General features: G+C 64.5%; 25 protein-coding genes and 1 pseudogene. 15 read left to right on the top strand and 11 right to left on the bottom strand.

Going from position 1 to position 21,474, the window contains the following annotated elements; genetic code table 11:
• Positions 1–72: 72 nt before the first annotated feature.
• Positions 73–1,851, bottom strand: coding sequence for an aspartate--tRNA ligase (aspS, locus tag HNP46_RS13620; RefSeq protein WP_184589719.1), 1,779 nt, complete (start codon positions 1,849–1,851; stop codon positions 73–75).
• Between the two features lie 43 nt (positions 1,852–1,894).
• Positions 1,895–2,161, bottom strand: coding sequence for an FmdB family zinc ribbon protein (locus tag HNP46_RS13615; protein WP_184589717.1), 267 nt, complete (start codon positions 2,159–2,161; stop codon positions 1,895–1,897).
• Positions 2,162–2,406: 245 nt separating this feature from the next.
• On the opposite strand from HNP46_RS13615, the gene HNP46_RS13610 reads away from it, so the two are divergent.
• The 3 genes and pseudogenes from HNP46_RS13610 (at position 2,407) to HNP46_RS13605 (ending at position 3,710) form a co-directional block, all read left to right on the top strand.
• On the top strand, positions 2,407–2,877 hold the full coding sequence (locus HNP46_RS13610; RefSeq protein ID WP_184589715.1) for a Dps family protein: 471 nt from the start codon (positions 2,407–2,409) through the stop codon (positions 2,875–2,877).
• A 230-nt stretch (positions 2,878–3,107) separates the two neighbouring features.
• Positions 3,108–3,419 (top strand): annotated as a pseudogene (locus HNP46_RS36065) (cold shock domain-containing protein membrane protein); the annotation flags it as partial.
• 90 nt (positions 3,420–3,509) lie between these two features.
• A complete protein-coding gene (locus tag HNP46_RS13605) occupies positions 3,510–3,710 on the top strand; it encodes a cold-shock protein (protein WP_184589952.1) in 201 nt (66 codons plus the stop codon).
• A 54-nt stretch (positions 3,711–3,764) separates the two neighbouring features.
• On the opposite strand, the gene HNP46_RS13600 is transcribed toward HNP46_RS13605, so the two are convergent.
• Complete coding sequence (locus HNP46_RS13600; RefSeq protein WP_184589713.1) at positions 3,765–3,971, bottom strand: SlyX family protein; 207 nt, start codon at positions 3,969–3,971, stop codon at positions 3,765–3,767.
• Between the two features lie 3 nt (positions 3,972–3,974).
• A complete protein-coding gene (locus HNP46_RS13595; RefSeq protein WP_184589710.1) occupies positions 3,975–4,400 on the bottom strand; it encodes an HIT family protein in 426 nt (141 codons plus the stop codon).
• Between the two features lie 715 nt (positions 4,401–5,115).
• Here HNP46_RS13595 and HNP46_RS13590 point away from each other — a divergent pair.
• Positions 5,116–6,438: an OprD family porin gene (locus tag HNP46_RS13590; RefSeq protein WP_184589708.1), complete on the top strand. Its 1,323-nt coding sequence runs from the start codon at positions 5,116–5,118 to the stop codon at positions 6,436–6,438.
• 85 nt (positions 6,439–6,523) lie between these two features.
• Here HNP46_RS13590 and HNP46_RS13585 read toward each other — a convergent pair whose 3' ends face one another.
• Positions 6,524–6,931, bottom strand: a complete 408-nt coding sequence (locus HNP46_RS13585) for a PaaI family thioesterase (protein WP_184589950.1) — start codon at positions 6,929–6,931, stop codon at positions 6,524–6,526.
• A gap of 111 nt (positions 6,932–7,042) precedes the next feature.
• On the opposite strand from HNP46_RS13585, the gene HNP46_RS13580 reads away from it, so the two are divergent.
• Positions 7,043–8,758: a proline--tRNA ligase gene (locus HNP46_RS13580; protein ID WP_184589706.1), complete on the top strand. Its 1,716-nt coding sequence runs from the start codon at positions 7,043–7,045 to the stop codon at positions 8,756–8,758.
• Positions 8,759–8,766: 8 nt separating this feature from the next.
• Positions 8,767–9,723: a hypothetical protein gene (locus tag HNP46_RS13575; protein WP_184589704.1), complete on the top strand. Its 957-nt coding sequence runs from the start codon at positions 8,767–8,769 to the stop codon at positions 9,721–9,723.
• Between the two features lie 3 nt (positions 9,724–9,726).
• On the opposite strand, the gene HNP46_RS13570 is transcribed toward HNP46_RS13575, so the two are convergent.
• Positions 9,727–10,002: an acylphosphatase gene (locus HNP46_RS13570; protein WP_184589702.1), complete on the bottom strand. Its 276-nt coding sequence runs from the start codon at positions 10,000–10,002 to the stop codon at positions 9,727–9,729.
• A complete protein-coding gene (locus tag HNP46_RS13565) occupies positions 10,003–10,473 on the bottom strand; it encodes a TlpA disulfide reductase family protein (protein ID WP_184589700.1) in 471 nt (156 codons plus the stop codon). It lies immediately after the preceding gene.
• Positions 10,474–10,503: 30 nt separating this feature from the next.
• On the opposite strand from HNP46_RS13565, the gene HNP46_RS13560 reads away from it, so the two are divergent.
• Together HNP46_RS13560 and HNP46_RS13555 are read left to right on the top strand one after the other, a co-directional pair.
• Complete coding sequence (locus tag HNP46_RS13560; protein WP_184589698.1) at positions 10,504–11,913, top strand: PilZ domain-containing protein; 1,410 nt, start codon at positions 10,504–10,506, stop codon at positions 11,911–11,913.
• 184 nt (positions 11,914–12,097) lie between these two features.
• A complete protein-coding gene (locus HNP46_RS13555; protein ID WP_184589696.1) occupies positions 12,098–12,490 on the top strand; it encodes a hypothetical protein in 393 nt (130 codons plus the stop codon).
• A gap of 4 nt (positions 12,491–12,494) precedes the next feature.
• On the opposite strand, the gene HNP46_RS13550 is transcribed toward HNP46_RS13555, so the two are convergent.
• Positions 12,495–12,689, bottom strand: coding sequence for a hypothetical protein (locus tag HNP46_RS13550; RefSeq protein WP_184589694.1), 195 nt, complete (start codon positions 12,687–12,689; stop codon positions 12,495–12,497).
• Positions 12,690–12,848: 159 nt separating this feature from the next.
• Entirely contained in the window at positions 12,849–14,078 is a 1,230-nt protein-coding gene (locus HNP46_RS13545) for a YihY family inner membrane protein (protein ID WP_184589692.1), read from the bottom strand.
• A gap of 125 nt (positions 14,079–14,203) precedes the next feature.
• On the opposite strand from HNP46_RS13545, the gene arsC reads away from it, so the two are divergent.
• The 4 genes from arsC to HNP46_RS13525 are packed head-to-tail and all read left to right on the top strand — an operon-like array spanning position 14,204 to position 16,251.
• Entirely contained in the window at positions 14,204–14,557 is a 354-nt protein-coding gene (arsC, locus tag HNP46_RS13540; protein ID WP_184589690.1) for an arsenate reductase (glutaredoxin), read from the top strand.
• Positions 14,554–15,150: an NAD(P)H:quinone oxidoreductase gene (gene wrbA / locus HNP46_RS13535; protein ID WP_184589688.1), complete on the top strand. Its 597-nt coding sequence runs from the start codon at positions 14,554–14,556 to the stop codon at positions 15,148–15,150. Before arsC ends, wrbA begins: the two co-directional genes overlap by 4 nt.
• Positions 15,151–15,570 carry a DUF2069 domain-containing protein gene (locus HNP46_RS13530; protein ID WP_184589686.1) on the top strand — a complete coding sequence of 140 codons (420 nt, stop codon included), beginning with the start codon at positions 15,151–15,153 and terminating at the stop codon, positions 15,568–15,570. It abuts the gene before it with no gap.
• A gap of 3 nt (positions 15,571–15,573) precedes the next feature.
• Complete coding sequence (locus HNP46_RS13525; protein WP_184589684.1) at positions 15,574–16,251, top strand: alpha/beta fold hydrolase; 678 nt, start codon at positions 15,574–15,576, stop codon at positions 16,249–16,251.
• Positions 16,252–16,264: 13 nt separating this feature from the next.
• Here the strand turns inward: HNP46_RS13525 and hda are convergent, their stop codons facing one another.
• On the bottom strand, positions 16,265–16,969 hold the full coding sequence (gene hda, locus HNP46_RS13520; RefSeq protein WP_024764559.1) for a DnaA regulatory inactivator Hda: 705 nt from the start codon (positions 16,967–16,969) through the stop codon (positions 16,265–16,267).
• 156 nt (positions 16,970–17,125) lie between these two features.
• The gene (locus HNP46_RS13515; protein WP_184589682.1) at positions 17,126–18,166 is read right to left on the bottom strand and encodes a DUF2066 domain-containing protein; all 1,041 of its coding nucleotides are present in this window, start codon (positions 18,164–18,166) and stop codon (positions 17,126–17,128) included.
• Between the two features lie 213 nt (positions 18,167–18,379).
• Between HNP46_RS13515 and purM the strand changes: the two genes are divergently transcribed.
• Genes purM through HNP46_RS13500 form a run of 3 tightly spaced genes read left to right on the top strand, consistent with a single transcriptional unit; the run spans position 18,380 to position 20,818 of the window.
• Positions 18,380–19,441 (top strand): phosphoribosylformylglycinamidine cyclo-ligase, encoded by a 1,062-nt coding sequence (purM, locus tag HNP46_RS13510; protein WP_184589680.1) that lies wholly within the window; start codon positions 18,380–18,382, stop codon positions 19,439–19,441.
• Complete coding sequence (purN, locus tag HNP46_RS13505; RefSeq protein ID WP_184589678.1) at positions 19,441–20,091, top strand: phosphoribosylglycinamide formyltransferase; 651 nt, start codon at positions 19,441–19,443, stop codon at positions 20,089–20,091. The genes purM and purN overlap by 1 nt, the downstream gene beginning before the upstream one ends.
• A gap of 10 nt (positions 20,092–20,101) precedes the next feature.
• Positions 20,102–20,818 carry a DUF3108 domain-containing protein gene (locus tag HNP46_RS13500; RefSeq protein WP_184589676.1) on the top strand — a complete coding sequence of 239 codons (717 nt, stop codon included), beginning with the start codon at positions 20,102–20,104 and terminating at the stop codon, positions 20,816–20,818.
• Positions 20,819–21,474: the final 656 nt, after the last annotated feature.

Here is a 21,474-nt window from a genome sequence, read left to right as displayed (position 1 = left end):
ACTCACTCCGTATCGCTTGTTTGCTTCGCAGGCGGCGCCCGCTGTGCGGACGCCACTGCAATCTGGATCGACTTACTCGGCGGCCTTCTGCTGCTCGCGCAGGCGGATGTTCAGCTCGCGCAGAGCCTTGGCATCCACGGTGCCCGGCGCCTGGGTCATGACGTCGCCAGCGCTCTGGGTTTTCGGGAAGGCGATGACTTCGCGGATCGAGGCCGCGCCGGTCATCAGCATCACCAGACGGTCCAGGCCGAAGGCCAGGCCACCGTGCGGCGGCGCACCGTACTTGAGGGCGTCCAGCAGGAAGCCGAACTTCTCTTCCTGCTCCGCATCATCGATGCCCAGCACGCGGAATACCGCCTGCTGCATGGCCTTGTCGTGGATACGGATGGAACCACCGCCCAGCTCGGTGCCGTTGAGCACCATGTCGTACGCGCGGGACAGCTTGCCGGCCGGGTTGGCCTCCAGCTCTTCCGGGGTGCACTTGGGTGCAGTGAACGGGTGGTGCAGGGAAGTCAGGCTGCCGTCGTCGTTCTCTTCGAACATCGGGAAGTCGACGACCCACATCGGCGCCCACTCCTTGGTGAGCAGGTTCAGGTCATGGCCGACCTTGATACGCAGCGCGCCCAGGGCGTCGCAGACGACCTTGGCCTTGTCCGCGCCGAAGAACACGATGTCGCCATCGACTGCGCCCACGCGATCGAGGATCTCGTTCAGGTTCGGCTCGGCGATGTTCTTCACGATCGGCGACTGCAGGCCTTCCACGCCCTTGGCACGCTCGTTGACCTTGATGTAGGCCAGGCCCTTGGCGCCGTAGATGCCGACGAACTTGGTGTAGTCGTCGATCTGCTTGCGCGGCATGCTCGCCCCGCCCGGAACGCGCAGGGCAGCAACGCGGCCCTTCGGATCGTTGGCCGGACCGGAGAACACCTTGAACTCGACGTCCTTCAGCTGATCGGCCACGTCGACCAGTTCCAGCGGAATGCGCAGGTCAGGCTTGTCCGAACCGTAGCGGCGCATGGCCTCTTCGAACGGCATGTGCGGGAATTCGTCGAACTCGACGTCCAGCACTTCCTTGAACAGCTGGCGCACCATCTTCTCGGTGATCTCGATGATGTCGCTTTCTTCCAGGAAGCTGGTCTCGATGTCGATCTGGGTGAATTCCGGCTGGCGGTCGGCACGCAGGTCTTCGTCACGGAAGCACTTGGCGATCTGGTAGTAACGGTCGAAGCCGGCCACCATCAGCAGCTGCTTGAACAGCTGGGGCGACTGCGGCAGGGCGAAGAAGTGACCCGGGTAGGTGCGGCTCGGCACCAGGTAGTCACGCGCGCCTTCCGGAGTCGGGCGACCGAGGATCGGGGTTTCCACGTCGAGGAAGCCGTTGTCGTCCAGGTAGCGGCGGATGCTGCTGGTGATGCGCGCGCGCAGCTTCAGCTTGGCGGCCATCTCCGGGCGACGCAGGTCGATGAAGCGATAGCGCAGGCGGGTTTCCTCGCCCACGTCGGAGTATTCGTCCAGCGGGAACGGCGGAGTCTCGGCCTGGTTCAGCACTTCCAGCTCGTGGCCCAGCACTTCGATGGCGCCGGAAGCCATGTTCGAGTTGCGCGCGCCTTCGGGGCGCAGGCGCACCTTGCCGGTGATCTTCACCACGTATTCGCTGCGCACGCGGTCGGCCTTGGCGAAGGTCTCGACGCGATCCGGGTCGAACACCACCTGGGCCAGGCCCTCGCGATCACGCACGTCGAGGAAGATCACCCCGCCGTGGTCGCGGCGACGGTGTACCCAACCGCAAAGAGTGACTACCTGGCCGTCCAGGCTCTCGTTCAACTGGCCGCAATAGTGGCTGCGCATCATGGTGTGTTTCGCTTCTCGAAAGTCTTGAATTCTAGGGAACCGCTCATTCGCTGGCGGAGCAGCCGCCACCGCTGACGGTGGACGAAGAGGCTGCAGAGGCATCGCCGGAGGCCAGGTTCTTCTTCGCCCCGGTCTTGAAGTCGGTCTCGTACCAACCGCTGCCGCCCAGGCGGAAACCCGGAGCCGACAACATCTTCTTCAATTCGGGAGCCTTGCAGGCCGGACAATCGACCAACGGCGCATCGCTGACCTTCTGCAGCGATTCCAGCTGATGCGCGCAGGACTGACACTGGTACTCGTAAATCGGCATGGAACACCTTGGCTGAATCGACGCCACGGGTCCGCATCCCGCGGCAAAGAGACCGATTATAGCCTGAAAAATCCGCAGGTTGCAGCCACGCCGCGGGAGACGTCAGGACCGCTCGAATGCATCGCCTCCTGATAGAAAGGCTCAATCGATTACCTTGACATAGACCAAGAGCTTCGCACCTGGCCCGGTGATAGCCTCGACTCCAATCCTTTCCAAATCGCCCTGCCCACATCGAGGAGATCGCCATGGACATCAACATCGGAATCGCCAAAGAAGATCGCGCCGCCATCGCCGAAGGCCTGTCCCGACTGCTGGCCGACACCTACACGCTGTACCTGAAGACCCACAACTTCCACTGGAACGTCACCGGGCCGATGTTCAACACCCTGCACCTGATGTTCGAAGGGCAGTACACCGAACTGGCGCTGGCGGTGGACAGCATCGCCGAGCGCATCCGCGCCCTGGGCTTCCCGGCGCCGGGCACTTACGCCGCCTACGCCCGTCTGTCCTCCATCGATGAAGAGGAAGGCGTACCGGATGCCCAGCAGATGATCCGCCTGCTGATCCAGGGCCAGGAGGCCGTGGTGCGCACCGCCCGCAGCATCTTCCCGCTGGCGGACAAGGTTGCCGACGAACCCACCGCCGACCTGTTGACCCAGCGCATGCAGGTCCACGAGAAGACCGCGTGGATGCTGCGCAGCCTGCTCGCCGAGTAACGCCCTCCCTGAACAGTCCCTTCCTTATATAGGCAGCCCTTCCGCGAGGGGCTGCCTCCCCCTACGAATGGCCTAAGCGGTTGATTTGAGAAGGCAAGTGGTTTGCGGTTAAATAACCGCCGTGCGTTTCGCGCATAGGCCGTCCGGTACGCTTTCATTTTCTTATCCGGCGTCGCACTCAAGGACGGCTGCTTCTTTTCTCGTTACCCGCTCAAGGTGAATCCGTAGCCATGCTGAAGATCGTCCATCTCGTGACGGGCGTCGCCGCACTCGTTCTATCCCTGATCCCGAGCCTGCGTAGTGATGCCCTGCCTTACCTGCAACAGAGCGATGCCATCTACCTGGCACTGCTCGGTCTGACCAGCCTCCTGCTCGCCCCGAGCAGCAACCTGAAACACGCCTCCGCCCTGCAGGGGCTCGCCACCGCCCTGGTGGTGCTTGCCGTCGTCCTGCAAATCCTCGTGCTGCTGGCACCGCTGCCCTTTATTGGCGACCAGCCGGCCATCGTCCTGCCGCTGCTGAGCCTGGCCGGCGCCGTGGTCCTGCAATGGATCGCCAGCCTGGGCAATGCCAGCCCCGCCTACGCCCCCTCCGGCGAAAGCTTCGGCGGCGAGAACCGTGAAACCGGCACCGTGAAGTGGTTCAACACCTCCAAGGGCTTCGGCTTCATCTCCCGCGATTCGGGCGAGGACATCTTCGTCCACTTCCGCGCCATCCGCGGCGAAGGCCACCGCATCCTCATCGAAGGTCAGCGCGTGGAGTTCTCCGTCGTCCAGCGCGACAAGGGCCTGCAAGCGGAAGACGTGATCGCCGCCCTGCCCAACCGTCGTTAAGCGTTACCCCATCAAAAAGCCCGCCGATTGGCGGGCTTTTTCATTCTGCGGCTATTAATAGTGCGGTGGCGGCGCTTCGTCGTCGGCGATGCCGACCTGCCCCTGCACCTCCTCCAGGCGCTTGAGCAAAGCCTGCATCTGCAGGCGCAGGCGCTCGATCACTCGCTCCTGCTCATAGACCACGTCGCTCAGCGTCTGCAGAGCGTCATCCTGGAAGGCCAGGCGGCTTTCCAGGTCCATCACCCGATTTTCCAGGTCCATCGTTCACTCCTGAATGAAGCGGAAGCCGTCGCCCAGCGCCATTCGCAGCTTCTCCCGCACCCGCGCAAGCTTCTCGGCGCTATAAGGCACCGCCGGATGCCGCCCCCAGACCGGGCCCGGCCAGGCCACGTCATCCGTCTTGCGGACGATGACATGCACATGCAGCTGGCTGACCACGTTGCCCAGGTTGGCCACATTCATCTTGTCGGCGTCGAAGGTGTCCTTGAGCACCTCGGCCAACTGGGTCGCTTCGCGCCACAGCTGCTGCTGGTCGGCGGAGTCCAGCTGGAAGATTTCGCTGACATCCTCGCGACGCGGCACGAGGATGAACCAGGGATACTGCGAGTCGTTCATCAGCAGCAGGGTGCTCAACGGGAAATCACCCACTGCCACGGTGTCCTGCTTCAGACGGGAATCCAGGGCGAACATCAGACCTCTCCTGTTCGAACAAACGCCTTTTCAAGCCTAGCTCCACGGCGGAGCCCAAGGGCGCGAAGAATACTGGAACGCCCCATCGACGAACACGCCCGATCGACGCCCCGCGGTGGTGCGACCCCTTTCCACCACCGCACCAGCATCGCGCATGGCGCGTATTGGCATATCCCGACAACAGGCGCGTGCAGGAATCTGCACGACAACCCCGGCCATCGGCGGAGAAAAATCGTTTAAACAGCCGCAACTACGGGATGCCAGAAAACGACATGCGTGCGCTTTCATGTTGCAAATCCCCAACAGAAGCCGTGAAATGCGTCAACACGTCGCAAGGCGGACACTGTGAATGGCGATTCCGAGCTTTTGTGCACGGATGTTGCTAGTAGCATGGACATCGCACCGACGCCCACCCTGCAGCAGAAGAAGTGGGCGAGGAGCGGGAGAATAAAGAAGTGGTCGATGGAAGTGAGAACCACGGGGACTGAAGCATCTATGAAGCAATCAGGGGGCAATCTCTTTTTGCAACATGAGAACTGCTTGAATGCGACATGCGTCATGCAGCTTTGCGACAGTCCCGTAACGTTTTTGTGTGTTTATTGGGGCAACTATCGCCAACTGAACACGCGTGCTATAAGTTAGCGCCGACAAAAAGAAAGAGCCGTCACGCGGCACTGTGATGGCAGATAATTTCAAAACCAAAGGAGCAATCACAATGAAAGTGATGAAGTGGAGCGCCATCGCCCTGGCGGTTTCTGCAGGCAGCACACAACTGGCAATGGCCGAACCCTTCGTAGGTAATCAGGCTGACGCTAAAGGCTTTGTCGAAGACAGCAGCCTGAACTTCCTGGTTCGCAACTACTACTTCAATCGCAACAAGAAAGACGGTGCTACTGACGCCCGTGACTGGACCCAGGGCTTCTGGGCCAATTACAGCTCCGGTTTCACCCAAGGCACTGTAGGCTTTGGCGTTGACGCCTTCGGCTACCTGGGCCTGAAACTCGATGGCGGCCGTGGCTACGGCGGCACCGGCAACCTGCCGGTCCATGACGATGGCCGCAAAGCCGACGACTTCGGCAAAGCCGGCGCAGCCGTCAAGATCCGCGTCTCCAAGACCGAGCTGAAATTCGGTGACATGCAGCCGACCGCTCCGGTATTCGCCGTCGGCGGTACCCGCCTGCTGCCGCAAACTGCCAGCGGCTTCAGCCTGATGAGCAGTGAAATCGCAGGTCTGGATCTGGAAGGCGGTCACTTCTATTCCGGTACCGGCCAGGACACCACCAACCGCGATGGTGAGATCTGGTCCCAGTACGGCGGCGTCACCGCCAATACTGCCGACTTCCTGGGTGGCAAATACGCCATCAACGATCAGTTCTCCGCTTCGCTGTACGGCGCCAAGGTCGAAGACCTGTGGAACCAGTACTACGTGAACCTGAACTACACCCTGCCGATCGCTGACAATCAGTCCCTCGGCCTGGACTTCAACTACTACCGCACCACCGACGAAGGTTCCGCCAAACTCGGCGACATCAGCAACAACACCTTCTCGCTGGCCGCCGCTTACACCCTGAGCGCGCACACCTTCACCCTGGCCTTCCAGAAAGTGAACGGCAACACTCCGTTCGACTACATCGGTATCGGCGACAACAACGCCGGCGGCGACTCGATCTTCCTCGCCAACTCCGTTCAGTACTCCGACTTCAACGGCCCGGGTGAAAAATCCTGGCAGGCTCGTTACGACCTGAACATGGCCGAGTACGGCGTACCGGGTCTGACCTTCATGACCCGTTACATCCACGGTGACAACATCGACGGCGGCAAGATCGATCCGACCAGCCCGTACGCCAACTACGGCTACGGCGACGATGGCAAGCATCGCGAGACCAACGTCGAGGCCAAGTACGTGATCCAGAGCGGCCCGGCCAAAGACCTGTCCTTCCGCGCTCGTCAGGCCTGGCACCGCGCCAACGCCGACCAGGCCGAAGGCAACGTCGACGAGTTCCGCCTGATCGTCGACTATCCGCTGTCCGTTCTGTAATACCAGAGCGAACTAACGGTAATAAAAAGCCCGGCATCCGCCGGGCTTTTTTATTGCAACTTACCTACAACTTCGAACGTATGTGTTACATCGGCAATACATAAGTACCCGTGACATGGGCAACCAACTCCTGCGGATTGCTGACCGAGTAGACAGCCACTTCGCAAACCACTTGCCGGCGCCCCAGCTTCAATATCTTCGCCTCCGCGAGCAGGTCTTCCGGCTTGGGCTTGCTCAAGAAATTGATATTGAGATTGGAAGTAACGGCCATCTCGACGTTGTCCAGTTGCGCCAGGATCACCGCATACATCGCCGCATCCGCCAGCGCCATGATGGTCGGCCCGGACACGGTGCCGCCCGGCCGCACCAGCTTGCCGTGGAACGGCACACGGGCGAAGGCGCTGCGCCCTTCCAGTGCATCGATACGGAAATCCATGTCGTCCGCCATGGGCAATCCCGCGCGGATGAACGCCTGTACCTGGGCTGCATTCAAACGACTCACGCCACTCCTCCCTCTCCGCCCGCCGCGCCCTGTACGCAGCCAGACCTGCACCGTACAATGCCCAGCCTATATTCCCCTTCGCAACCGACAAAACGGCCAAAGATGCGTACCAGTCAGTACCTGCTGTCCACCCTGAAAGAAACCCCTTCCGATGCGGTCGTCATCAGCCATCAGTTGATGCTGCGCGCCGGCATGATCCGCAAGCTGGCGTCCGGTCTCTACACCTGGCTGCCAATGGGTCTGCGGGTACTGCGCAAGGTGGAGACCATCGTTCGCGAAGAGATGAACGCCGCCGGCGCCCTGGAAGTGCTGATGCCCGCCATCCAACCCGCCGAGCTGTGGCAGGAATCCGGTCGCTGGCAGCAGTACGGCCCCGAGCTGCTGCGCCTGAAGGATCGCCATGACCGCGACTTCTGCGTTGGCCCGACCCACGAGGAAGTGATCACCGATCTGGCGCGCAACGAGCTGAACAGCTACAAGCAGCTGCCGATCAACATGTACCAGATCCAGACCAAGTTCCGTGACGAGATCCGTCCGCGCTTCGGCCTGATGCGTGGCCGCGAGTTCATCATGAAGGATGCCTACTCCTTCCACGCCAGCCAGGATTCGCTGCAGGCCACCTACGACGTCATGTACGGCGCCTACAGCAAGATATTCACCCGCCTGGGCCTGGATTTCCGCGCCGTGCAGGCGGACAACGGCTCCATCGGCGGCAGCGGCTCCCACGAGTTCCACGTGCTGGCCGGCTCCGGTGAGGACGACATCGTCTTCGGCGAATCCACCGACTACGCCGCCAACATCGAGAAGGCCGAGGCCCTGCCCCGCGAAACCGCTCGCGGCGCCGCCAGCGAAGAGCTGCGCCTGGTCGATACTCCCGAGACCAAGACCATCGCCGCATTGGTCGAGAAGTTCGGCCTGCCGATCGAGAAGACCATCAAGACCCTGGTGGTGCACGCCGCCGAGGAAGGCAAGCTGATCGCCCTGATCGTCCGTGGCGACCACGAGCTCAACGAGATCAAGGCCGGCAACCACCCGCTGGTGGCCAGCCCCCTGCAGATGGCCAGCGAAGCGGACATCAAGGCCGCCATCGGCGCCGCCCCCGGCTCCCTCGGCCCGCTGAACCTGCCGCTGCCGTGCATCATCGACCGTTCCGTCGCGCTGATGAGCGACTTCGCCGCCGGCGCCAATGTCGACGACAAGCACTACTTCGGCGTGAACTGGGAACGCGACCTGGCGGTGCCGGAAATCGCCGACCTGCGCAACGTCGTCGAAGGCGACCCGAGCCCGGACGGCAAGGGCACCCTGATCATCCGTCGCGGCATCGAAGTCGGCCACATCTTCCAGCTCGGCACCAAGTACAGCGAAGCCATGAAGCTTTCCGTACTGGGCGAGAGCGGCAAGCCGGTCACCCTGATCATGGGCTGCTACGGCATCGGCGTTTCCCGCGTGGTTGCCGCTGCCATCGAGCAGAACTACGACGACCGCGGCATCCTCTGGCCGGCCGCCCTCGCGCCGTTCCAGATCGCCATCGTGCCGATGAAGTACGAGAACGAAGCCGTGCGCGCCGCTACCGACAAGCTGTACGCGGACCTCACCGCCGCCGGCTTCGAAGTGCTGCTGGATGACCGCGACAAGAAGACCAGCCCCGGCGTGAAGTTCGCCGACATGGAACTGATCGGCATCCCGCACCGCATCGTGGTCAGCGAGCGTGGCCTGGACGAAGGCAGCCTGGAGTACAAGGGCCGCCGTGACGCCGAGTCGCAGCCTGTCGCCCTGTCCGACCTGCAAGCCTTCATCACGGCCAAGATCCGCAACTGAGCAGAGCGATGTCCACCCGAAGTACCACCAGCCTCGCGGCTGCCGCCCTGTGCGGCAGCCTTCTGCTGAGCGGCTGCGCCAACCAGTTGCCGCAACGCAGCGAGCATGAAGAGCGGGTCGAGCGCAAACTGCTCGACCACAGCCTGCAGATCGACGTCGGCACTCCGAGCGTGCTCGAACTGCCGCAGCGGCGCATCCGCGTGCAGGAACAGAAGACCTTCGAAGTCACCGAGTTCGAGGTCACCCGCCGCTACGACCGCTACACGCCGTACCAAGGCTGGCGCAAGGTGTACGAGATGCCGCTGGGCGTCGTCGCCTTCGTCGGCGGCATCGGCGCCAACGTGGTCAACGTGTTCGCCCTCGGCAACCTGCCCGAGAGCGTCACCCGCGGCTGGATCCGCTACGGCATCGATGGCATGAATCCGTTCATGAACGTCGAGTCCAACGGCCGTGCCGAGCAGAACCTGGCATCGATCGACGAGAAGCAGCGCGACAAGCGCACCGAATACTCCAGCCTGCCCTGGTCGGAGCGCCCGGTGACCGTCACCGCCGGCAAGAACTCCCAGGAGCTGCTCACCGATCGCCACGGCGTGCTGCGCCTGAACCTGCTGGAAGGCCCTTTCAGCGACGACGAAGTCAGCCGCATCGGCCGCCTGCAGTTCAGCGTCCAGGACCCTTCCGACGACACCCGCGCCGACGCCAGCCTGATGGTCAGCCGCTCGCTGCGTGGCAAGCTGCAGGAAGCCCACGCGCTGATCTACGACGACCTGGAAGGTGACGACGTGCACCACTGGGTACACCGGGTAAAGCGACTCTCCGACCTGGGCCTGGAAGAAGAAGCCAGCGAACTGGAACAGAGCCTGATCGAGCTGACCCGCAATGATCCGGAGCTGCAGAAGGAATTCCTCCACAGCCTGATGACCGACGCCGGCCGCCTGGCCGCGGACCCCGGCGCCAGCGACTGAGCGCTAGCGGCGCACGATGAAGCCGGTGATGCCCTGGGGTGTCATCGGCTGCAGCTCCACCGCTGTCACCCTGGCCTTCACCGGCCCGCGGGCCAGCCACTTCTCCAGCTCGCGCACCGCTTCCTCCTCGCCCTCGATCAGCAGCTCGACGCGACCGTCATCGAGGTTGCGTACCCAGCCATCGATCTCCAGGCTGTCGGCCTGCTCCTGGGTACTCTGCCGGTAGTAGACGCCCTGCACCTTGCCGCTGATGTAGCCGTGCAGACAGATCCTGGCCATCTATCGTTTCTCCTCGCGCAATGCGCTCAGGCGCGCCTGCAGGCCGGCGGCGGTCTGCTCGCCGAGCAGTTGCTCGCGCATCTTGCCCGCAGGATCGATGATGTAGGTGACAGGCAAGGCTTCGCTGCGCGGCAACTGGTAGCGCGGCGCAGGGTCGTCCGCCAGCACGGTGTACTGCACGCCCAGCGCCTGGGACGCCTTGGCCAGCTCGGTGTCGCGCAGTCCATCGAAGTTCACCCCCAGCACGCGGAAGCCCTGGGACTTGCCCTGTTCGGCCAGCCCGTTCAGCTCGGGGATTTCCTTGCGGCAGGGCGCGCACCACTCCGCCCAGTAATTAATGACTAGCCACTGGCCATCCACGCTGGCAGCGGGTACTTTCTGTCCATGCTGATCGGTGCCATAGTCCGCCGAGCAGCCGGCCAGGATCAGGCCGGCGATCAAGCCCATCACAATACGGAGCCGCACTCCCATGCCTTCAGTCCTCGTGTATGCGGGGTGGTCATGATGCTCGATGCCTTGCGCCTGGAGGTGCCGGACATCCTCGAAGAGGACGCGCAGGCCATGAGCAACCTGGCGGCCGGGCTCCTGGAATCGCGTCAGCAGCCGCTGCAGGAAGCCTTGCAGAAGGCCCTCGGTACGCTGTTCCGCCTCAACCGCTGCGCGCTGACCTTACTGGAAAGGCAGCGCGCCCTGCAAAGCCTGAGCGAAGAATACCGGCATTACGAGCGCCTGGTGCGCCTGGAAAGGACACCACCGGCGATCTTCGTGCACTTCTGCGCCGAACTGGCCGCCGGCTTCAAGCGCCTGCTGCTGCAGATACTGCATGGACACAAGCCCTCGCGCCCGCACATGGCCTGGTGCCTGTACATGGCCCAGCACTTTCTCGCCCAGGCCCTGCTGCGCCACTACCAGCAATACCATCAGCCGCCGGGCAGCCTGTGGCGCGACAGCCACCTGCTGTACTGGATCGGTGAACACCAGGAGTGCCTGGACGAACCCGTGGCCGCGGCCTTCGACCCGGTACCGGCCGGCACGCTGCGTGGCCTCTACCAGCAGGTCCTGCTGCTGGCCCTGAGCAACCCGTTCCACCTCACCGAGGGCGAGGCGCCACACCTGTTCAGCGCCCTCGCGCCGCTGGCCGCCCTCGGCCGGCTGTTGCCTTGGGACGAGGAGGAGCAGGACGGCTTCGTCGTCGACCTGGGCTCTGACCAACCCTGCCTGGCCGTCGACCAGTCCGCCGAGGCGCCTGCCGATCAGCTGCGGCGCCTGGAGCTGGGCGCACTGCTGATCGCCCTGCACGACCCAGCGCCATTGCGCCGACTGGAGCAGGGCGCGCTGCTGGAGCGCGTCCGCCACCACTGGCTGGGCCACCAGCCGCGCCGCCACGAACGCTCCGAGCAGAACGGCACGTGCCGCGTGGTGGTCGGGCTGGCCGCGATCCAGCGCCACCTGCTCGACAGCAACAGTGGTCCCTGCCTGGAGGCTTCGCTGATGGATGCCAGCGCCGGTGGCGCGCGCATTCTCTGCGCCGGCCAGCAGGGCGGGAGCTTCCCTGTGGGCCAGTTGCTGCTGATCCCCGGCAACGGCACCACCGCCACCCTGGCGGTGGTGCGCTGGCGTCACCTCAACGCCGACGGCCTGCACCTGGGCCTGCGCTACCTCAAGGGACTGCCGCGGCCGGTCTGGCTGCGCCGCGCCCCTGACGCCCAGCGTCACCCCGGCGTCCTGCAGAGCACGCCGGAGCCCGGCAATGGCTGGTACCACGGCCTCTGGGTGCCCCAGGGGCAGTTCGTCGAGGGCGAGAATCTCTGGCTGCAACTGGCCAGCTTCGACAACCAGACCATCCTGCCGTTACCCGCCGCCAACCTGGGGACTCCCCTGGTCGCTCGTCATCCGCTTCGCCTGGCCTGATTAGCGGAATTGGGAGAGGGTTCACAGGCAAGATCGGCAGTAAGCACGGAATCGTCCTACTTCATCTTTCTATAATTCGAACGTTCGTTCTGACTTTCCGGACGACTTCCGCTCGCCTCTACCCAGCGACCTTCAGAACGCGGCCGGCGCCACGTACGCCGCCCTTCATCGACAGGACATCCCGATGCAGCCTACAGACCAGCTTGTCAGCAAGGTTCCCAGCCATATTGTCGCCAGCGCACGGCCGGCCAATGCAGCGGGCGGTGGGCGCCTGGCGGATTTCAACGTGGCGGCCTGGCTGCACCTGCCCGGCGTGGCGGAGCTGCCGGTGACGCTATTGGTCAGCTATCGCGATGGCGAGCGCCTGCGCGAGGTGGTCATCGACCATGGCACGGTGAACAAGCAGAACCGCATCCTGCTGTCAGGCGTCGTACGGCTGCCCTTTTCGCAGCGGATCGAGGATGCGCAGGTCAAGCTGCGCGCGGCGGTCGCGCTGTCGCGCGTGATCGCCGAGGAAGTCTTCATGCAGGCGGTGGAACAGCAGGCAGGCGCCCGCCCGGTGGCTACCAGCCTCTGAAACGTCAGCCCAGCTGGCGCACCGGAGCGATATCGATCTGAGCGACAGCAGCCGCTTCGGCGACCTCTGGTGCGACCGAAGGCAGCAGCGATTCGGGCCAGCTGCTGAATTGCAGACCAGTGATTCTATTCAGCCGCTCCAGGGCGCTCGTCAGATCGCGCTGATGCAGGTGTACTACGTTGTTCTGGTCGTTTTTCATGGAATCTACTGGCCTTGAGGGGAACTTCCGAAGGACATCTATGTCCTGTTTCCCCTATAGCCAGAAGCATGCCAATTCTGAAATAGCGGAGAATGACGCATCCGCGCACTCCGCCAGCCTTTCGCTGGCATCAGAAACGCCGAAAACTGACGTTTTACGTCACTCGGAATGTGACGGCTTCAACCATTTCGCCAGGCTGTCGCCAAACAGCGCTTGCCGATCGGATTGATAGCGCTCCAGCGTGCTCCGCAATTCCGCGTACCAGGGTTCGTCCAGATGCTCCGGCAGCGCGTCCAGGCAGGGCAGCGGCCAGGGACTGCGGTTGAGCAGGTGATGCAGGCTATAGCTGCCCAGGTCGCGGCACAGCACCCAGGACGCCGTGGTCGAGCCGGCGCGGCAGACCAGTTGCTCGCCTTCCAGGAAGTCCAGCACCTCCTCCCACTCATCCTCCGGCAGCAGCCATCCCGCGCGGTGCAGATGCACCAGGCGCGTCGGCAAGCCGTGGCGCTGGCGGTCGAAGAACACCCGCAGCACGCCGAGGATCACCAGCAGGCGCGGCATCGCCCGGCGCCGCCAGAGGCGCGTCGAGGACAGGTTGCAGACCAGCTCGGCGCCGAACAGCACGATCAGCCAGGACAGGTAGATCCACAGCAGGAACAGCGGCACGGTGGCGAAGGCGCCGTAGATCAGCTTGTAGCCGGGGAAGAAGCTGACATAGAAGCCGAACAGCTCCTTCGCCGCCTCGAACAGGATCGCAGTAAAGGCACCGCCGGCCAGGGCGTGGAGGAATGGCACGCGGGCGTTGGGCACCGCGGCATAGATCAGAGTGAAAGCGGCGACGCTGGCCAGCAGCGGCATGAACTTCAGCAGCATCGCAGCACCCGGCAAGGCATGGGGACCGGAAAGCATCGACAGCGAAGTGATGTAGGTGGACACGGCAAAGCCGGTACCCAGCAACAGCGGTCCCAGGCTGAGGATTGCCCAGTACAGCAGGAAGCGGGTCACCCCACGGCGCGGCTGGCGCACCCGCCAGATGGCGTTGAAGGCCTTCTCGATGGTCACCAGCATGGTGAACGCGGTGACCGCCAGGAAAGCCACGCCCAGCCACGTCAGGTGCCGCGCCTGCACGGTGAAGTTGCGCAGGTAGGCCTCCACCGCCTCGCCGGTGGACGGCACGAAGTTGCGGAACACGAACAGCTGGATGCGCTCGCCCATGCCTTCGAAGGCCGGCACCGCCGAGAGCATGGCGAAGGTCACGGTCATCATCGGCACGACCGCGAACAGCGTGGTGTAAGTCAGGGCCGCGGCGCTGTTGGGCGCCTTGTCGGCCAGGAAGCGCTGGACCAGATAGCGGCCGAACTCGACCAGGCCCCGCAAGCGTTCGTGCATGAAATGTCCTTTGGCTGCACTGAAAAAACCGTCCTCATGGATCACGGCGAACGACAGCGGTTCAGTCCGGTCCGAGGAGGCGGTTAGAATAGCCGCCACTTCATCGGCCTTGCGAGTCCCGGCACATGAGCCAGATTTCACTTTTCCACAATCCGCGCTGCTCGAAATCCCGCGGCGCGCTCGAACTGCTCGAAACGCGCGGCATCCAGCCCGAGATCATCCGCTACCTGGAAACCCCGCCCAGCGCCGCCGAACTGAAGGTGTTGCTCGGCAAGCTGGGCATCGGCGCGCGCCAGCTGCTGCGCACCGGCGAGGATGAGTACAAGGAACTGGGCCTGGCTGACCCGGCGCTGGGCGATGAGCAGATCATCGCCGCCATGGCCAGCCATCCCAAGCTGATCGAACGACCGATCCTGGTGGTCGGCGACAAGGCGGTGGTTGGCCGGCCGCCGGAGAAGGTGCTGGAGATCCTGCCTTGAGCGCGCCCTACGTCCTGGTCCTGTACTACAGCCGCCACGGTGCCACCACCGAAATGGCCCGGCAGATCGCCCGCGGCGTCGAGCAGGGTGGCCTGGAAGCTCGCGTACGCACGGTGCCCCCGGTTTCTACCGAGTGCGAAGCCGTCGCTCCGGATATCCCGGCCGAAGGCGCGCTCTACGCGACCCTGGATGATCTGAAGGACTGCTCCGGCCTCGTCCTCGGCAGCCCGACGCGCTTCGGCAACATGGCTGCGCCGCTCAAGTACTTCCTCGACGGCACCAGCAGCCTGTGGCTGACCGGTGGCCTGGTGGGCAAGCCGGCGGCGGTGTTCACCTCCACCGCCAGCCTGCACGGCGGCCAGGAGACCACCCAACTGTCGATGATGCTGCCGCTGCTGCACCACGGCATGCTCATCACCGGCATCCCCTACAGCGAGCCGGCCCTGCTGGAAACCCGCGGCGGCGGCACGCCCTATGGCGCCAGCCACTTCGCCACCGCTGACGGCAAGCGCAGCCTGGACGAACACGAAATCACCCTGTGCCGCGCGCTCGGCAAGCGCCTGGCCGAAGTCGCCCGCAAACTGGAGAGCTGAATGGCCCGCAAGAACAAACCGCTGCCGTCCATGGAATGGCTCAAACCCCGGCTGGGCGCCAGCCGCGCGGTCGCCCTCGGCAGCTTCATCGGGCTGATCCTGCTCATCCTCATCTGGGACCTGCTGTTCGCTGATGCCCACGGCGGTGCGCGCTGGGTGCCCTGGGTGTTCCTCGGCTTCAAGCTGCTGCCGCTGCTGGTGGTGGCGCCGGGCATCCTGATCGGCAGCGCCCGCGGCCATGCCTGGGCGTGCTACGTGATCAACCTGTACTTCATCCTCGGCGTGCTCAACGCCTTCGATCCCAACCACGCCATCTTCGGCTGGGCGGAGATCATCCTCAGCGTGTCGCTGTTCTGCTCGGCGCTGATGTACACGCGCTGGCGCTTCCAGTACGACCGCAAGCTCGCGGGCGAGAGCTGATCGGTGCGGTTGCTGCTCCTGCCAGGCCTGAACGGCAGCAACCGACTCTTCGCTCCACTGCTGGCCTGCCTTCCCAGCGACCTGCCAGTGGAGTGTCTGGAACTGCCCGGACACGGCGCGCAGGACTATCCCAGCCTGGCAAACGCGCTCCAGTCCAGGCTCGGAACCGAACCTTTCGTGCTGCTGGGCGAGTCGTTTTCCGGCCCACTGGCACGGGAGCTGGCGCAACGCTCCCCGGCGGGGCTGAAGGGCGTTGTCTTCGCCGCCACCTTCGCCAGCCGGCCCAACCCGCTGCTCGCACTGCTCAGGCTGACCCCATTGCCGCCGCCGGCGCTCCTTGCTCGCTCTGCGTTGATCCGCCAATTCTGTGTGGACGCAGAGGCATCGCCGGAGCTGGTGGCATTGATCGCCGATGAAATCAGGCGCATGCCCGCTGCACTGGTGCGTGCTCGCCTGAAGGTGCTGTCCGAGTTAAGTGAGTCGGGCGCCGCACTGTCGAGCCCCTGCCTGAGCCTGATCCCGACAAAGGATCGCCTGGTGAGCAGAAGCGCACGCACTGGCATCGCTCACGGCTGCACAAACATCAGGACAAGAGACATTGCCGGCCCGCACTTCCTCCTGCAAAGCCGCGCAGAACCATGCGCCAGGGCCATCGTGGCGTTTCTGAACGAAGTGCGCTGAAACCGGGACTGGCTTACCAGCCCATGGTTTCCTTGAGGAAGGGAATGGTCAGCTTGCGCTGGGCCTGCAGCGAGGCCTTGTCCAGTTCGTCCAGCAGGTCGAAGAGGAACTGCATGCTGCGTGCGCCGCGGGTGAGGATGAAGCGTCCCACTTCGTCGGTCAGGTGCAGGCCACGGCGCGAAGCGCGCAGCTGAAGGGCGCGCAGCTTCTCGTCGTCGGTCAGCGGGTGCAGCTGGAAGATCAGCGAGAGGGTCAGGCGGGACTTCAGGTCCGGCAGCTTCACCCCCAGCTCGCGCGGCGATACCGACGCCGACAGCAGCAGCTTGCGGCCGGAATCACGCAGGCGGTTGAACAGGTGGAACAGCGCCTCTTCCCACTCGCGCTTGCCGGCCAGGGCGTCGAGGTCGTCCAGGCAGACCAGCTCGCGCTGCTCGAGGTTGTCGAAGATTTCCGGACCGTAGGCCACCAGGTCCGCCATCGGCAGGTAGACCGACGGCTCGCCCAGCTGTTCGGAACGAATGCAGGCGGCCTGCAGCAGGTGACTGCGGCCCACGCCTTCGGCGCCCCAGAGATAGATCAGGCTTTCCGTCCACCCCGCCTCGGGCTCGCACAGACGCTCGACATAGCCGAGCGCCGCCGCGTTGGCGCCGGGGTAGTAGTTGGCGAACGTTGCGTCATCGCGCAGACGTACGCTGAGTGGGAGCTGCATAGGAGTCATGCCGGGCCGGGCGTTTCTTCAATCGCTTGGGGTGGGCCTTGGTGACTGAAAGTTTATCCAAATCAGAAGGATAACGCAGCTACCACGTGCGACTCAGAGCCGCCGGGGCCTGGAAGCGGGCGTCTGCCCGCAACCCGGCCGGTCGGGAGCCGCTGATTACCAGTGGAAGCGCAGGGTGTTCTGCTTCGGCACGGCAGCGTTGGGCACCGGCTGGCCGTTGGCATCCACCGCCGGCTGGGCGGGCTCGGCCGGCGCTTCCTGCAGGCGTGCCAGGGCCAATTGCGCACGCAGCTGCTCGGGGCTGGCAGTCACGCGGTAGAGCAGGTTGCTGCCCTGTACCTCGACCAGCTTGGCGCCCATCGGCTCCAGCAGGCGCGACACTTCGGCGTAGCGAGCCAGGTCGGCGCCCTCGATCTGCAGGACCTGGGCCGAAGCCGAGCTGGCCGAACCGACGAAGCGCTGCGACAGGCGCTGGGACACGCCCAGCATCACCGCATCGGCCAGCGCGTCGGGGGTGTCGCCCTGGGCCTGGCCCTGTTCGCGGTTGTCGCCCATCCACACGCGCCAGGTGGCGGTCCACTTGCCGTCGGCTTCCTTGGCGTCCACCGCCAGCAGGGCGTCGGCGCCATAGCGCTCGGAGGCGGATTTCAGGGCGTCGGGCTGGGCGGCGTTGAGGTTCTCGGGAGTGCCGACCTGCTGTTCGCTCAGATCAGCGATCGGCAGGCGCAGCGGCAGGCCGCGGCGCTGGGCGGCGCGGTTCAGCGGAGCAGAGGCTTCCTGGCTGTCGCCCACCAGGCTGCTGCCGTTGGCGCTTTCATTGAGCCACCAGGCCAGCACGCTCGGGCGGCTGGCGCCCCAGACCGGCAGGCCGGCCTGGCGCAGGGCGTTGTCGGTGGCGGTGGGGTCGAAGTCCACCACCAGCGCCATGGGCGGGCCATTCTCGTAGCCGTACTGGCTGATCAGCTGTTGCGGGTCCTTGAAGTAACCGGCCAGGGCCGGGTTCTGCGCAGCGCCGGCGTTGCCGGTCAGGCGCAGCACCAGGGTCTGCAGGGCACGGGTCAGGCCTGCGTTGCGCTCGTCCGGCTGCTGGGAGGCGACCGGTTCGTGCACCTGGTACAGGTTGCCCAGCGTTTCAGCGAAGGTCGGCAGGCTGAGCAGCGACAGGCAGAGGATCAACAGGCGGGCGGTCAGGCGCATGGCGGGCTCTCGCGGAGAAAACGAAGATGCCGGCAAGCAGGGCGAGCCGACAGGAAGGCCTATACCTTAAACAGCCGTCCGGCCAGCGGCAACAGCGCGAGATGGCCGCTGCCGGGCAAGCCTGATAAAATCCCGCGCCTCCCGCGCAGGCCGGGAAGCGCGAACGGCGCGCCCGGCGGCAAGACGAATCATCCCTTCTATAGGCCTGGATTTATGAGCAACAAGCAACCCTCGTTGAGCTACAAGGACGCCGGTGTGGACATCGACGCCGGCGAAGCCCTGGTCGAACGCATCAAAGGCGTCGCCAAGCGCACCGCGCGTCCGGAAGTCATGGGCGGCCTGGGTGGCTTTGGCGCTCTGTGCGAAATCCCGGCCGGTTACAAGCAGCCCGTACTGGTCTCCGGTACCGACGGCGTCGGCACCAAGCTGCGCCTGGCGCTGAACCTGAACAAGCACGACAGCATCGGCCAGGACCTGGTCGCCATGTGCGTCAACGACCTGGTCGTGTGCGGCGCCGAGCCGCTGTTCTTCCTCGACTACTACGCCACCGGCAAGCTCAACGTCGACGTGGCTGCCACCGTAGTCACCGGCATCGGCGCCGGTTGCGAGCTGGCGGGTTGCTCCCTGGTCGGTGGTGAAACCGCCGAGATGCCGGGCATGTACGAAGGCGAAGACTACGACCTGGCCGGCTTCTGCGTCGGCGTGGTGGAGAAGGCCGAGATCATCGACGGCTCGAAAGTGGTCGCCGGCGACGCCCTGATCGCCCTGCCCTCCTCCGGCCCGCACTCCAACGGCTACTCGCTGATCCGCAAGATCATCGAAGTCTCCGGCGCCGACATCGAGTCCACCCAGCTGAACGGCCAACCCCTGGCCGACCTGCTGATGGCGCCGACGCGCATCTACGTCAAGCCGCTGCTGCAGCTGATCAAACAGACCGGCGCGGTCAAGGCCATGGCCCACATCACCGGTGGCGGCCTGCTGGACAACATCCCACGCGTCCTGCCGGACAACGCCCAGGCCGTGGTCGACGTGGCCAGCTGGCAGCGCCCGGCGGTCTTCGACTGGCTGCAGGAAAAAGGCAACGTCGACGAGACCGAGATGCACCGCGTGCTGAACTGCGGCGTGGGCATGGTCATCTGCGTCGCCCAGGATCAGATCGAGGCTTCCCTGAAAGCCCTGCGTGACGCCGGCGAGCAGCCGTGGGTCATAGGCCGCATCGACGCTTGCGCCGCCGACGCCGAGCGCGTGGTCCTGAACAACCTGAAAGGCCACTGATGTCCACACCTTGCAATGTCGTGGTGCTGATTTCCGGCTCCGGCAGCAACCTGCAAGCCCTGATCGACAGTCTCGCCGGCGCTGACACGCCGGCGGTGATCCGCGCGGTGATTTCCAACCGCGCGGACGCCTACGGCCTGGAGCGTGCGCGCCAGGCCGGCATCGAGACCCGCTTCCTCGACCACAAGTCCTACGCCGACCGCGAGAGCTTCGACGCCGCGCTGGTCCAGGCCATCGACGGCTTCGACGCCGATCTGGTGCTGCTCGCCGGCTTCATGCGCATCCTCAGCGCCGACTTCGTGCGCCACTACCAGGGCCGTCTGCTGAACATCCATCCGTCCCTGCTGCCCAAGTACAAGGGCCTGCATACCCACCAGCGCGCGCTGGAGGCTGGCGACGCCGAGCACGGCTGCAGCGTGCACTTCGTCACCGAGGAACTTGATGGAGGTCCTCTGGTCGTACAGGCGGCAATCCCGGTAGAGTCTGACGACACGCCGGAAACGCTGGCCCAACGCGTTCACGTGCAGGAACATGTGATCTATCCGCTGGCCATGCGCTGGTTCGCCGAAGGCCGAGTGAGGCTGGGCGAACAAGGCGCCATGCTGGATGACGAGCTTCTGCCCGCCTCCGGCCATTCGTACCGAACCTAGGAGATTCGTGATGCGTAGAGCCCTGCTGTTCCTGATGGCTGTACTGACCCTGCCGGCCCAGGCTTTCGACCTGAAGCCGTTCGAGGCCAGCTACACCGCCGACTGGAAACAGATGCCGATCAGCGGGACCGCCTCCCGCAGCCTCAAGCAAGGCGACGGCGGCCGCTGGGAACTGGATTTCAAGGCGTCCATGCTGCTTGCCAGCCTGTCCGAAAGCAGCACCTTCAAGGTCGAGAACGACACCTACCTGCCGCTGACCTACCGCTGGGCCCGCGAAGGCCTGGGCAAGAACAAGCAGACCGAACTCGACTTCGACTGGGCCGAGAAGCAGGTGCTGGGCAGCGACCGCGGCGACCAGGTACGCCAGCCGCTGAACAAGGGCCAGCTGGACAAGTCCACCTACCAGCTCGCGCTGCAGCATGACGTGGCCGTCGGCAAGAAGGCCATGAGCTACCAGGTGATCGAGGGTACCGATACCGATACCTACGATTTCCGCGTGCTCGGCGAAGAGAAGGTGCGCACTCAGGCCGGCCTGATCACCGCCATCAAGGTGGAGCGCGTGCGCGACCCCACCAAGAGCAACCGCAAGACCATCCTCTGGTTCGCCAAGGATTGGGACTTCCTCCTCGTGCGCCTGTATCAGCAGGAGTCCGACGGCAAGGAGTACCAGATCATGCTCAAGGACGGCACCGTGGGCGGCAAGGCCGTTCAGGGCGAGAAAGGCTGACCTTCAGCAGCACCAGAAAAAGCCGGGCCATTGCCCGGCTTTTTCATGCCCGCCCCAATGCAATGCCAGGGCACGACTTCCGTAGGAGCGGACCTTGTCCGCGAAGTCCCCCCGCCACTGGGTGGTGAGGGAATAATGCCCAGGTAAGCGCGCGCGATACAGCAGTTTGCGCCGGTGAACAGGAAGTCCGCCGCTGCGGATTTCGCGGACAAGGTCCGCTCCTACGAAGATCCAGAGCGCAGAGCAAAAAGCCAGGCATTGCCCGGCTTTTTCATGCCTGCCCCAATGCAACGCCAGGGCGCAACTTCCGTAGGAGCGGACCTTGTCCGCGATGTCCCACCGCCACTGGGTGGTGAAGGAATAATGCCCAGGTGAGCGCGCGCGATACAGCAGTTTGCGCCGGTGAACAGGAAGTCCGCCGCAGCGGATTTCGCGGACAAGGGTCCGCTCCTACGAAGATCCAGAGCGCAGAGCAAAAGCCGGGTAATTGCCCGGCTTTTTCATGCCTGCCCCGATGCAACGCCAGGGCGCAACTTCCGCAGGAGCGGACCTTGTCCGCGAAGTCCCACCGCCACTGGGTGGTGAAGGGTGAATGACCAGGTGAACGAGCGCGATACAGCAGTTTGCGCCGGTTAACAGGAAGTCCGCCGCTGCGG

It is taken from the genome of Pseudomonas nitroreducens (assembly GCF_014204515.1).
GTDB lineage: Bacteria > Pseudomonadota > Gammaproteobacteria > Pseudomonadales > Pseudomonadaceae > Pseudomonas > Pseudomonas nitritireducens_A.
The sequence above is the reverse complement of the archived record's forward strand: the minus strand, read 5'-3'. Positions and strand labels throughout refer to the sequence as shown.